The 11,949-nt window shown below is 62.9% G+C and carries 9 protein-coding genes and 1 pseudogene; 3 read left to right on the top strand and 7 right to left on the bottom strand.

Features of this window, described 5'->3' with window-relative positions; translation table 11 throughout:
- Positions 1 to 42 precede the first annotated feature (42 nt).
- Both IVB19_RS11660 and IVB19_RS11655 read left to right on the top strand, forming a co-directional pair.
- Positions 43 to 357: a hypothetical protein gene (locus IVB19_RS11660; RefSeq protein ID WP_018456931.1), complete on the top strand. Its 315-nt coding sequence runs from the start codon at positions 43 to 45 to the stop codon at positions 355 to 357.
- Positions 358 to 460: 103 nt separating this feature from the next.
- Positions 461 to 2,431 carry an AI-2E family transporter gene (locus IVB19_RS11655; RefSeq protein WP_377787669.1) on the top strand — a complete coding sequence of 657 codons (1,971 nt, stop codon included), beginning with the start codon at positions 461 to 463 and terminating at the stop codon, positions 2,429 to 2,431.
- Positions 2,432 to 2,541: 110 nt separating this feature from the next.
- Here the strand turns inward: IVB19_RS11655 and IVB19_RS11650 are convergent, their stop codons facing one another.
- Positions 2,542 to 3,033: a septal ring lytic transglycosylase RlpA family protein gene (locus tag IVB19_RS11650; RefSeq protein WP_026233268.1), complete on the bottom strand. Its 492-nt coding sequence runs from the start codon at positions 3,031 to 3,033 to the stop codon at positions 2,542 to 2,544.
- Between the two features lie 629 nt (positions 3,034 to 3,662).
- On the opposite strand from IVB19_RS11650, the pseudogene IVB19_RS11645 reads away from it, so the two are divergent.
- Positions 3,663 to 4,999: pseudogene (locus IVB19_RS11645) on the top strand (alpha/beta fold hydrolase).
- An 87-nt stretch (positions 5,000 to 5,086) separates the two neighbouring features.
- Here the strand turns inward: IVB19_RS11645 and IVB19_RS11640 are convergent.
- The 6 genes from IVB19_RS11640 to IVB19_RS11615 form a co-directional block, all read right to left on the bottom strand.
- On the bottom strand, positions 5,087 to 6,316 hold the full coding sequence (locus IVB19_RS11640; protein WP_018456937.1) for an acyl-CoA dehydrogenase family protein: 1,230 nt from the start codon (positions 6,314 to 6,316) through the stop codon (positions 5,087 to 5,089).
- Between the two features lie 194 nt (positions 6,317 to 6,510).
- Positions 6,511 to 7,719, bottom strand: coding sequence for an ABC transporter substrate-binding protein (locus IVB19_RS11635; RefSeq protein WP_018456938.1), 1,209 nt, complete (start codon positions 7,717 to 7,719; stop codon positions 6,511 to 6,513).
- 178 nt (positions 7,720 to 7,897) lie between these two features.
- Complete coding sequence (locus IVB19_RS11630; protein WP_018456939.1) at positions 7,898 to 9,421, bottom strand: FAD-dependent oxidoreductase; 1,524 nt, start codon at positions 9,419 to 9,421, stop codon at positions 7,898 to 7,900.
- A 26-nt stretch (positions 9,422 to 9,447) separates the two neighbouring features.
- Positions 9,448 to 10,074 carry a GTP cyclohydrolase I FolE gene (gene folE / locus IVB19_RS11625; protein WP_018456940.1) on the bottom strand — a complete coding sequence of 209 codons (627 nt, stop codon included), beginning with the start codon at positions 10,072 to 10,074 and terminating at the stop codon, positions 9,448 to 9,450.
- Positions 10,075 to 10,209: 135 nt separating this feature from the next.
- The gene (locus IVB19_RS11620; RefSeq protein ID WP_247821424.1) at positions 10,210 to 11,100 is read right to left on the bottom strand and encodes an alpha/beta fold hydrolase; all 891 of its coding nucleotides are present in this window, start codon (positions 11,098 to 11,100) and stop codon (positions 10,210 to 10,212) included.
- 12 nt (positions 11,101 to 11,112) lie between these two features.
- Entirely contained in the window at positions 11,113 to 11,940 is an 828-nt protein-coding gene (locus IVB19_RS11615) for a metal-dependent phosphohydrolase (RefSeq protein ID WP_026233269.1), read from the bottom strand.
- Positions 11,941 to 11,949 lie beyond the last annotated feature (9 nt).

The raw sequence follows: 11,949 nt of genomic DNA, 5'->3' as shown, positions 1-11,949 counted from the left end.
AGTCTATTGCCTCACTGACACATCACATTTGGGAGAAACACGATGAAATTTTTCACAGCCGCTCTGGCGGCCGCAGCAAGTACCCTTCTCGTGACCGCCGCTGCTGCAGCCCCGCTGTCTCCCACCCTGTCTGTCGCTCCGGACAGCAACATTCAGAACGTGCGCATGGTCTGCAACGAAGACGGTCGTTGCTGGCGTGAGCGCGGCGAACGCCGTGTCATCATCCGCGAAGGGCGCGATTCCTACGGATATGCGCCTCGCGAGCGCTACATCGAGCGGCGCGGCTATGAAGAGCGCAGCGGCATCGGCTTCCGCGCTCCCGGCGTGAGCGTCGGGATCGGCACCGACCGCTACTGAGATACGAATCCTGTGAATGCAAAAGCCGCGGAGCAATCCGCGGCTTTTTTGAACTCACTGGACGTCAACAAACTCGCCGCTTTTCCCGGCCTAGCGAGGAGCTGTGATCAGGCAGCCATTCAAAGCACGAACACCGGAAGAATTGATTTCGCTATTGAGCGCCGTGGCGATGGCCATTCTCGCCGCGATCATTGTCATGGTGCTGTATTATGGTCGCGAGATCATCATCCCCATAGCGCTGGCCGTCTTGCTCAGCTTCGTGCTGGCGCCCCTGGTTCGACTGGTTCAGCGTCTGCGCATTCCACGCAGTTTGGCTGTGGTGAGCGTGGTCGTGATCGCCTTCGCATTCATATTTGCGATGGGCAGTCTCCTTGCTACCCAACTCACGCAGCTGGCTGGCGATTTGCCGCGATATCAGTCCACAATAAGCGAGAAGATCCAATCCTTCCGTGAGACCACCGCTGGTCGAGGCACGCTCGAGCGGGCTTCGAGCATGTTGAAGGACCTCAGCAAAGAACTCGACAAGCCCAAGGAGGCCGCGAATTCGTTGGGCACCATAGCAGCTCCGAAAGCGGCCGCGCCGAGGCCCGTTCCTGTGGAAGTGCTTCAGCCCGATCCCGGCGCGCTGGAGAGCTTGCAAACGCTGATTTCACCCTTGCTTCATCCGCTCGCAACGACCGGGATCATCGTCATATTCGTGATCTTCATTTTGCTTCAACGCGAGGATCTTCGTAATCGTCTGATCAGGCTGGCCGGTTCGGATGACCTGCAGCGCACCACGGCTGCCCTTGATGACGCGGCGAGCCGCCTCAGCCGGCTTTTCCTTATCCAGCTTCTCGTGAACGGCAGCTTCGGCATCATCATCGGAACGGGTCTCTGGCTGATCGGCGTTCCAAGCGCGATCCTGTGGGGTATTCTGGCAGCAGTGCTGCGCTTCGTGCCTTACATCGGGGCGGTCATCGCCGCCGCCTTTCCTCTCGCTCTCGCGGTCGCGGTCGATCCAACCTGGACGATGCTGCTTTGGACGATCGCGCTGTTCGTGGTGGTGGAGCCCGTCGTCGGCCATGTGCTGGAGCCGATGGTCTATGGACACAGCACGGGACTGTCGCCGGTGGCCGTTGTGGCTTCTGCGACGTTCTGGACGGCGCTCTGGGGTCCGATCGGCCTCGTTCTGGCGACACCACTCACGGTGTGTCTCGTCGTACTGGGCCGCCATGTCGAGCGGCTGGAGTTCCTGGACGTCATGTTTGGAGACCGACCAGCACTCTCTCCGCCCGAGATATTCTATCAGCGGATGCTCGCCGGCGATCCGACAGAAGCATCGGCAAAAGCCGAGGAGTTCTTGAAGGAGCGATCTCTTAGCTCCTATTACGACGAAGTCGCCCTGCGAGGACTGCAACTGGCTCAAGTGGATGCCGAGCGCGGCGCTCTGGCTCCCGACCGGCTGACCAAAATCAGGGATGCGGTCCAGGAATTTGCCAATAACATTTCGGAGCAGGATGAGCGTCTGCCGCCGAAGGTCGGCCCGACAACAGATGTCGAAGCTACATCTGCCATAGAAGGCGTGGCTGAGGACGCGCCTTATGAGAGTCTGCGGGTTCTGCGCAAGGAGGACTTGCCCGCTGGATGGCAAGGCGAACATCCCGTCCTCTGTGTGGCCGGGCGAAATCCGATCGACGAAGCCGCTGCGATCATGCTGGCTCAACTGACCGGCGCGCATGGCTTGTCGGCCAGAGTCGAGGCAGCGGAAGCGTTGTCGACGGCGAATATCTTCCGGCTGGAGACCGACGGGGTCGCCATTGTCTGCCTCGTCTATATGGATGCAAGCAGCCCTGCCCATATGCGTTACTCGGTGCGACGGCTTCGCCGTAAATTGCCGAAGGCCACAATCATTCTGGGTTGCTGGATGAAGGACATCGAGCCAGCGGCGCTGGAAAGCCTGCGGGAAGGTGCCAAGGCGGATCTGGCTGCTGCAACTCTGGGCGGAGCGCTTAAACTCTGCATAGAGGCGACAGGTGTGGATGGCCTTGGCACAGGAGCCGAAGGCCAGATTTCGAAGATCACGGCCGCTTAGTAGTTTAGACGCGTAGACATGGCTGCTGCGGGCGCGCAGCAAACCGTGATGTCATCATGGCGATGGCGTCGGGACCTTCGGTCGTACTGCGCGACCTTCTGGTGCGACGTTCAGCCAACCGGTCCGGGGGTCCAATCGCCGCCGGCAAGCGGTCGGACTTTTACGTCAGGAATGACCCCGCGCTCCAGGCTCGGATCGAAATGGCGCATCGTCCGCTCATTGAAGTCGATGATGCGGCCAGGCCTTAGCGGTCCCACGTCATTTATCCTGACGATGACCTTCTTGCCGACGGCCTCGACGAGGGCGTATTTCGGCTTCGCGCCAAATTGGACCCCACCGAATTTCTTACGCAAGCTCGTCTTGATGGCAGCCGACCACACCGAGGGATCATAGCGCTCGCCGGAAGCCGTCTTCGGGCCGCCCTCCTCTTTGCCCGGCTTGAACGGATTGTACATGGATGCCGCGCCAACGATCGCTTCCCCGGAAGCGGCATCGTCGACAGCGTTTGAGTGAACCCCACCAGCTTCACATCGCGCTACAGAAACGGAAACGGCAAGCGCAATCATGGCGCCGCAAATTGCGGCGCTCGATCGGAACCCCATTATATCTCCTGTGATTTTCGATTGTTCAGTTCCGATGCCGCAAATCGTTTTGCGGGTCGAGCCAACCCCTGGCTCCGGAACCGTTGGAGGAACCGCAATAGTTCCAGCACCGTGTTTTAGTTGTCGCCGTCTAAGACAGACATTGCGTCAACAGCATGACGACGAGAGCCGCGGCGAAATAGCGCGACATGACTCTCATAGCGCGACCAATCAGGATAATCGGTGCGCTCGCCCGCCTGACCGTGTTTTCATTCTCATCGGCGGGTTTTCGCAGAAGCGATCATCGCAGCGACGGAGGCTGCCACCTGCGTGAGAAGGCTTGCTTGCGCGATGTCACAGAGGGAGTTTGCAATGTCCTCGCGCAGCAAGGCCCGCTGCTGAATGCGTTCATGGACAAGGAGCCGACGCACAGATCCGATCAGCTTGTCTACTCCGTCCTTGTCGGGGGACAAGGGACAGAACTGCTGAACTTGTCTTTCTTCACCTTGCCCCTGCATCAGTCGCAACTGCTCACAGCATCTAACAAGCCTTAACGAGCTATTGACCGGCTTCCGAGCCATGTTGCAGAGCCAGACGAAGGACTGCCCTGCTCCGCAGGCTCCGATCGCCTGAAGCCAGGAGGGTGTCCCATGCCGATGCCATACAATTCCGAGAACACCATCGACAGAAGCCGGCGCGCGCTTTTGAGCACCGTAGCGATTGGAGTTTCAGCGGCGATTTCCGCGAGCGTGTTTCCGCTGCGTGCAGCGGCGGCCGCGGGCGAAAGCACAATTCACCCCTTCCACATTGCCGTGCCGGAGGAGGACCTTGTCGAGCTTCGGCGGCGCGTTTTGGCGACGCGATGGCCTGATCGCGAGACTGTTTCCGATCAGTCCCAAGGTATCCCGCTGGCGAAGCTCCAGCCCCTCGTCAACTATTGGGGGACGGCCTACGACTGGCGCAAGATCGAAGCGAGGATGAATCGACTTCCGCAGTTCGTCACCAACATCGACGGCATCGACATCCACTTCATTCATGTCCGCTCCAAACATCCCAATGCCCTCCCTGTCGTCATAACCCATGGCTGGCCGGGATCGGTTTTCGAGCAGCTCAAGCTGATCGATCCACTCACCGATCCGACGGCCCATGCGGGCCGGGCCGAAGACGCGTTCGACGTCGTGATCCCCTCGATGCCCGGCTATGGCTTCTCCGGCAAGCCGGTCGATACCGGTTGGGGTCCCGACCACACAGCGCGCATCTGGGCGGAACTGATGAAGCGCCTGGGCTACACCCACTATGTCGCGCAGGGCGGCGACTGGGCTCGCCGGTCTCGAGTGCGATGGCACGGCTGGCGCCGGCAGGCTTGCTCGGCATCCATATCAACTTGCCGGCGATCGTCCCGCCCGATATCGCCGCGATCCTCGCGGCCGGCGGGCCTGCTCCGGCAGACCTCTCCGCCAAGGAACGCGCGGCGTTCGATGCATTCAGTGCGGCCGGCAAGATGGGCAACCGGTCCTACGCGCTGATGATGGGAACGAGGCCGCAAACGATCGGCTATGGCTTGACGGATTCTCCCGCGGGCCTGGCAGCCTGGATGCTCGGACATCCCGGCTTCTCGCATTGGAAGTTCGACGACACCGACTCCGAAAAATCCCGCGACGAGGTGCTGGACGACATCACGCTGTACTGGTTGACGAACAGCGCCACCTCCTCAGCGCGACTTTACTGGGAATATAGCGGGCGCAGTCCCGCCCTTGCAGGTCCGGAGAAGACTGCGGAGATCTCACTGCCGGTGGCCATCACGGTCTTCCCGGGCGAGAGCTATCAAGCCCCGGAGACGTGGGCCCGGCGCGCCTATCGCAACCTGACCTACTTCCACGAGGTCGACAAAGGCGGTCATTTTGCTGCCTGGGAGCAGCCGGCGCTTTTCTCCGCCGAGCTGCGCGCCGCATTCAGGCCCCTTCGGCCCGCACATCTGGTCCAGTGACGGTGGTCAAGGCGCCGCCGGCAAGGTGTTCATGCCGCCTTGCTTTGCGCGGGAAAGAAGAAATGGGGCCGTCAGTGATGGCGTTTGCTAGCCCATCACCCCGCCACGCTTGATCAGCTCCTTCCCCACCGCGGCCAGATGCACCTGATCCGGTCCGTCGCCGATGCGGATGAAGCGGGCGTAGACGTAAGCACGCGCCAGGAACGTGTCCTGCGAGACGCCGGCAGCGCCGTGGATCTGGATGGCGCGGTCGATAACGCGGGCGGCCATGCTGGGCACCACGATCTTGGCGGCCGCAATCAGGTCGCGCGCGATCTTGTTGCCCTCGCGGTCCATCCTGTCGGCGGCTTGCAGCGTCAAGAGCCGCGCCTGCGCGATCTCGCAGAATGAGTGCGCGATGTCCTCACGCACCGAGCCCTGTTCTGCGAGCGGCTTGCCGAAGGCCGTGCGGGAGACCGCGCGCTGACACATCAATTCGAGCGCGCGCTGGGCGCAGCCGATCAGCCGCATACAATGGTGGATACGGCCGGGGCCGAGCCTGCCTTGCGCGATCTCGAAGCCGCGGCCCTCGCCGAGCAGGATGTTCTCCGCGGGCACGCGAACGTTCTCGTAGACGATCTCGGGATGGCCGACCGGCGCGTCGTCATAGCCGTAGGTCAGCATGTCGCGGACGATGCGCACGCCAGGCGTCGCTCTCGGCACCAGGATCATGGATTGCTGGCGGTGGCGATCGGGATCGTCGGGCGCGGTCTTGCCCATCACGATCAGGATCTCGCAATCCTCGTTCATCGCGCCCGAGGTGAACCATTTGCGGCCGTTGATGACGTAGTCGCCGCCGTCGCGCCTGATCTCGCACTGGATGTTGGTGGCATCGCTGGAGGCAACCTGCGGCTCCGTCATCGAGAAGCCGGAGCGGATGCGCCCTTCCAGCAGTGGCTTCAGCCAGCGCTCCTGCTGCGCCGGCGTACCGTAATTGGCCAGCACCTCCATGTTGCCGACGTCGGGCGCCGAGCAATTGAACACCTCCGGCGCCCAGAGGATGCGGCCCATGATCTCCTTCACCGGCGCGTATTCGAGATTGGTCAAGCCAGTGTTGTTGGGATCCTGGCCGTGCTCGCCGGAGAGGAACAGGTTCCAAAGCCCCTGCTCGCGCGCCAGCCGCTTCAGGTCCTGAAGGATCTGCGGCGTCCTGTAGCGTGTCGCTTCCGGCTTCACCTGCTCGTAGTAGAGCTCCTCGACCGGCTCGACATGCGTCCGCATGAACCGGCGGACCCGCTCCTGCAGCTCCAGCGAACGTTCGGAGTGTTGAAAATCCATGGGGTCCTCCTGTTCCCTTCTCCCCTTGTGGCAGAAGGTGGCGCGAAGCGCCGGATGAGGGGTTGTATCCGCGAGTTCAAATGTAGAGACGACTCGCGGAGAGATACCCCTCACCCGGCTCGCCGCTTCGCGGCGATCCACCCTCTCCCGCAAGGGGAGAGGGTGCACTGTCTATGCTGCCGCTCGCGTGCCCCTCACGTGCCGCGCAGCAGCTCGCTGGCGACGATCCAGTCGTTGCCATTGAACTGGAGCATATAGCCGTCCTTGATCGGGCGGAAATCCTGCGGCGTGGTGTTGAGGGTGATGCCGGGCATCAGTAGCGATAGCGGCACGTTCTTCAAATTGGCCGCCTGCGCCATGATGTTCTCGCGCGTCAGATTGTCCTTGCACTGCTTCAGCAAGACCACCAATGCCTCGGCGACGGTGTAGCCGTAGAGACCCGCGACGTTGTTGACGTCGGCATTGGGCAGGCGCTTCTTCATGAAATCGATATAGGCCGTCATCGCCGGATCGTCCTTCGGCGCCTCGACGAACGGCTTGAGCGAGCCGAGCGAGAGCACGCCCTTGCCGGCATCGAGGCCGGCCGGGACCATCACGGTCGCCTTGTTGGCACAGCCCGAGGCGAGGAAGCGCGTCGCCTGCCAGCCGACCTCATGCGCTTTCCGAATCGCCTGGGCGCAGGCGCGCGGCGTCACCGAATAGATCATGAACACGTCGGCCTTGGTGTTGGCGAGCGTCAGCACCTGGGAATCGACGGTGGGGTCGGCGACCTCGAAGCTCGACGCCATCGCGATCGCCTTGTCGGCGTCGGCACCAAGCGCTTCCTTGACGCCGCGCAGATATTCCTTGCCGGCGTCGTCGTTCTGATAGAGCACCGCGAAGCGCGCATTCGGGTTCTTGGCGCGGGCATAGGCGACGTCGATCGCGGCCTCGCTGGTGTAGTTCGGTGCCCATGGCAGCGCCATCGACCAGGGCATGTTGGCGGGATCGTTCCACTTCGAGGCCGAGCTGATCAGAAACAGCTGCGGCACCTTGTTGCTGTTGAGATATTTCGCGATCGCCGAGCTTGGCGCCGTGCCCATGGTCGCGAAGATGAAGGCGACGCCGTCACCCTCGACCAGCCGCCGCGCCGCTTCCATGGTCTTCGGCGGCGAGAAGGCGTCGTCGAGCGACAGGAGATTGAGCTTGCGGCCGTTGATGCCGCCCTTCTCATTGACCTCGTCGAAATAGGCCGAGATCACCCTGCCGGTGATACCGAGGGGCGAAGCGGGGCCGCTATAGGGCATGGTGTTGCCGATCTTGATCTCGGTGTCGCTGATGCCGGGACCGTAGGATTTCTGCGCGGAGACAGGCGTGGACAGGCAGGCAGCCAAGGCTGCAGCCAGGACCAAAGCGGCTTTCATGGTTTCTCCCCGGTGATGATCGCCGCGCGACTCGGAAGGCGCGCGGCGTGCTGCTTCTTGCCAGCACGTCAGATCAGCGGAGTTCCGCAAGGCGGTCTTGCGTCGAGTTGCTGATCAGCCGGTGCACAGCCGCCCTCGCGGGCAGCACCATTGACGCAAATCGAGACGGATGCGCGCCTCAGCCGCGTGTCCGCTCCATCTCCAACTCGGCCTTGAGATTGTCGAGATCGCGATAAATTGAAGCAATCGCAAGAACGCGGCCGCCCTTGCGATACTTCAGCAGGCAGTCCTTGCCACAAATGCTGCCGTCGATCGCGATGTCGTCGAAGCTCTCGGCGTGGCCGACATAGTTGATCGGCACGTCATAGTGCTGCGACCAGAAGAACGGCACGGCCTCGAAGCGCTCGCGCTTGCCGAGCATGTTGCGCGCCGCGGTCTGGCCCTGCCGCTCCGCCACCACCCAGTGCTCGACGCGGATGGTTTGCCGCGAATGCGGATCGGGCCAGCGCGCGATGTCGCCGGCGGCGAAGATGCCGGATACGCTGGTCTCCAGATATTCGCTCACGCTGACGCCCCGATCGGCCGCAAGCCCCGCCTGCTCGGCAAGCGCAAGGCGCGGCTTGACGCCGATCCCGACCACGACCAGGTCGGCCTCGATCACGCCGCCGCTCTTCAACGTGGCGCGCGTGCCGTCCAGCTTTTCCACGGTGTCCTCGAGATGGAAGTTGACGCCGTTCTCCTCATGCAGCGCGCGCACGAAGTCGCCCATCTCGGGACCGAGCACCTTCTGCATCGGCCGTTCGTCCGGCGCGACCACGTGGAGCTCGATCTTGCGTGCCCGCAAGGAGGCCGCAACTTCGAGGCCGATGAAGCTGGCGCCGATCACCAGTGCACGCCTGGCGGTGCCGGCCGCCTTGATGATGGCGCGGCTGTCGGCGACGGAGCGCAGGGTGTAGACATGAGGCTGGTCGGCACCCGGAATCTGCAATCGGACCGGCTCGGCGCCTGTCGCGAGTAGCAGCCGGTCGAACGGCAGCCTGTCGCCGTTGCCCAGCGTCACGCTGCGCGTCTTCGCCTCGATCGCGGCAACATTCGTGTTGAGCCTGAGATCGATGCCGGCGTCCCGATAATAGTCCTGGCCCCGCAGCGGCAGCCAATCCTCCGGCGCGTTGCCCGCGAGGTAATCCTTGGAAAGATTGGGCCGGTCGACCGGCATCGCGCTGTCATTGCTGAGCATGGTGATGGCGCCGGCAAAGCCCTCGCGACGGAGCGTCTCCGCCGCCGCGAAACCCGCCGCGCCGCCACCGATGATGACGAATTTTTCCGGCGTTGGCGCCGTCCGGTGACGCGCCGGAGGCTTCGGCATCTCGCGCTTGCGCTGAACGATGATCTTGTCCTGATCGCGCGAGACCTCCCACAACGCCAGCGCATTCAGCGCCGGCGGACGGGTCGCCTCGCCTGACCGCAAGGAGAAGCAGGCGTGATGCCAGGGACAGCGGATGGTGTCGCCAACCACCAGTCCTTCTGCGAGCGGACCGTGATAGTGGCTGCAGGCCGGCTCGATCGCAAAGATCTCGCTGCCGGCCTGCACCAGCAGGACGTCTTCCTCGCCGACATGGCCGAGCAATTTGCCGTCCTTGAATTCGGCGAGCGTCACGCCTCGGCTCAGGTCGGGCCCGCTTGGCTTCTTGTCTTCGGTCATCCGTTGCCTCCTTGAGCCGTCGCGGATCAATCGTCCGAATTGGCCAGCCCCAGCAGCTCCTGGCGTGTCAGCGCATTGTCGCGGAACACGCCGAGCATGCGGCTGGTGACGAGATCTGTCCCGGGCTTATGTGCGCCACGCGTGGTCATGCAGTGATGCGTCGCCTTGATGATGACCCCGACGCCTTCGGGCCTCAGCACATCGTTGATCGTGTTGGCGATCTGCGCGGTCATCTTCTCCTGGATCTGAAGCCGCTTGGCGTAGATGTCGACGAGACGCGCGAGCTTGGAGATGCCGACGACGCGCCCTTGCGGGATATAAGCGACCCAGGCGCGGCCGACGATCGGTGCCATGTGGTGCTCGCAATGGCTTTCGAAGCGAACGCCGCGCAGGACGATCATCTCGTCATAGCCTTCGATCTCCTCAAAGGTCTTTTGCAGGATTTCGGTCGGATCCTGCGCATAGCCGGAGAAATACTCCTCGAAGGCGCGCGCGACCCGGTCCGGCGTATCGCGCAGACCGTCGCGCGCGGGATCGTCGCCGGCCCAGCGGATCATGGTCCGGATCGCCTGCTCGACCTCCGCCCTCTCAGGCCGCTCGCTCGGCGCCTGCGCGACCGCGACACGTTCCAGCCTGCGCGTTTGCGTCTTCATCGAAAACTCCCCTGCAACGAACCGCATACAGAAGGCGGCCCACAGCTTGGACGGCTGCGATCGGAAAAGGTTCCCGGAATCAGGAAAAATTGGAAGCTGTGAGAGCGGCAAGACAGTGGGACGAGAAACCCGGCTCTACGAGGCCGCTTTCCGCACATCGAGCACGGCCTGGGCCCATTCGGCCGGCCGCTCCTGCGGTAAATTGTGGCCGGCCCCTGTAAAGACGCGCCGCTCGAAAAAGCCCACGAATTTGCCTGCGTGGTGAGCGGTGCCGGAATTGACGCCGTCGCTGTCACCGTCGATCGCGATGGTCGGTACCCGAACCGGGGGCAGGGCGGCGAGCTTCGCCTCGATCGCGGCATAGGCGGGATCGCCCGCGACCAGCGCGTAACGATGTCGATAGGAGTGGATCACGACATCGACGAAATCGGGATTGTCGAACGAGATGGCGCTGGTCTCAAACGTCGCGTCGTCGAAGGCCCATGTCGGCGACCACATCGACCAGAGCTGGCGCGCAAAACCGCGCCAGTTGCGCTCCAGCGCACGGCGGCCGCGTTCGTTGTGGAAGAGATATTGATACCAGAGTGCCGCCTCCTCCGGTGGCGAAGCCGGCTCCATCGAGCGCGCGATGTTCTGGATGTTGTAGGAATTGCCCGAGACGAGCGCGATCACGCGCTCCGGATGCAGCACCGAGACCACGCAGGCTGCGCGCCCGCCCCAGTCGTAACCGCCGACGACCGCGCGCGCAATTCCAAGCGCATCCATGAAGGCCAGCAGATCGGCGCCCAGCGCCGCCTGCTCGCCGGAGCGCAACGTCGCAGCGGAGCGGAATCGCGTCGGCCCGTAGCCGCGCAGCCAGGGCATCAGCACCCGCGCGCCTGCTTGCGCCATGATCGGCGCAGTCTCGGCATAGGCGTTCACGTCGTAGGGAAAGCCATGACCCATGATGCAGGGCCAGCCGTCCGGCGCGCCGTATTCGCGATAGGCGATGTCGAGGATATCGGTGGTGACCGTTTTTTGTTGCATTAGAAAGCGGAGCTATTTTTGCGGCCCGGATAACGTGATGTCACGTTCGGCGCGGAACACGTTGCTGTAGAGGTTGGCGATCCACTGCCGACCGATCTCGGTCTTGTTGAGGTAACCGATCTCGGTCTGGATGTGCGGCGCGACGCTATTCCAATAGAACTGCGGATAGCGGTTCACGATGTCGGCCGGCGAATCGTAGCCGAGCTGGCGGTTGATGCCGACTTCCTCGAACTCGTAGTAGAGCGCATTGGCCTTGCGCAGATAATTGGGGTCGCCGAGCTGGCCGATGAAGTCGGCCGCGCGCAGGATCGAGGCCTCGTCGTCATAGTCCTGGCCTTCCCGGGCCGGAAACCGGGTGCCCTCGATGGCGCGGGCGATGCGCTCCGGATCGAGCCCCGGAATGTGTCGCAGCCGCCGCGAGACATAAAGCTTGGAACGGTCGACATGATACATCATCAGGCTTGCATCCGAGGCGCCGCGCGGCAGTGACACTTTGGTGCCGGCTGCATCGATGACGAAGCCATCGGTGTCATCCTCCTCGAACAGGCCGCGCACATAGCCGATGTCATGGGCCAGGCAGGCGATCAGGACATGGACATAGTCTTCCGCCGACAGATGGGCGTGAAGATATCGGCCGCTGAGGATGGAGTGACCCGCCAGCGTCACCAGCATCGTATGCTCGATATTGTGATAAAGCGCGTCGCTATTGCCGATGCATTCCATCGCCGTGCGGGTTGCGCTCTCGACGATGCGCGCAGAGGGCTCGTCGAACCGACGACGCATGAACGAGCCCAGCAATTTTTCAAGGGAGTCCGCCGCCAGTTTCGGTAACGTCATCATGGATGCAGC

The sequence above is a fragment of the Bradyrhizobium sp. 187 genome (genome assembly GCF_023101005.1).
In the GTDB taxonomy this organism is placed as follows: Bacteria; Pseudomonadota; Alphaproteobacteria; order Rhizobiales; family Xanthobacteraceae; genus Bradyrhizobium; species Bradyrhizobium canariense_D.
The sequence above is the reverse complement of the archived record's forward strand: the minus strand, read 5'-3'. Positions and strand labels throughout refer to the sequence as shown.

What these genes read in the sequence shown, in the direction of transcription:
- IVB19_RS11660 (WP_018456931.1), top strand. Translation starts at nt 43, where the DNA reads ATGAAATTTTTCACAGCCGCTCTGGCGGCCGCAGCAAGTACCCTTCTC.
- IVB19_RS11650 (WP_026233268.1), bottom strand. Translation starts at nt 3,033, where the DNA reads ATGGGGTTCCGATCGAGCGCCGCAATTTGCGGCGCCATGATTGCGCTT.
- IVB19_RS11640 (WP_018456937.1), bottom strand. Translation starts at nt 6,316, where the DNA reads ATGGATTTTCAACACTCCGAACGTTCGCTGGAGCTGCAGGAGCGGGTC.
- IVB19_RS11635 (WP_018456938.1), bottom strand. Translation starts at nt 7,719, where the DNA reads ATGAAAGCCGCTTTGGTCCTGGCTGCAGCCTTGGCTGCCTGCCTGTCC.
- IVB19_RS11630 (WP_018456939.1), bottom strand. Translation starts at nt 9,421, where the DNA reads ATGACCGAAGACAAGAAGCCAAGCGGGCCCGACCTGAGCCGAGGCGTG.
- folE (WP_018456940.1), bottom strand. Translation starts at nt 10,074, where the DNA reads ATGAAGACGCAAACGCGCAGGCTGGAACGTGTCGCGGTCGCGCAGGCG.
- IVB19_RS11620 (WP_247821424.1), bottom strand. Translation starts at nt 11,100, where the DNA reads ATGCAACAAAAAACGGTCACCACCGATATCCTCGACATCGCCTATCGC.
- IVB19_RS11615 (WP_026233269.1), bottom strand. Translation starts at nt 11,940, where the DNA reads ATGATGACGTTACCGAAACTGGCGGCGGACTCCCTTGAAAAATTGCTG.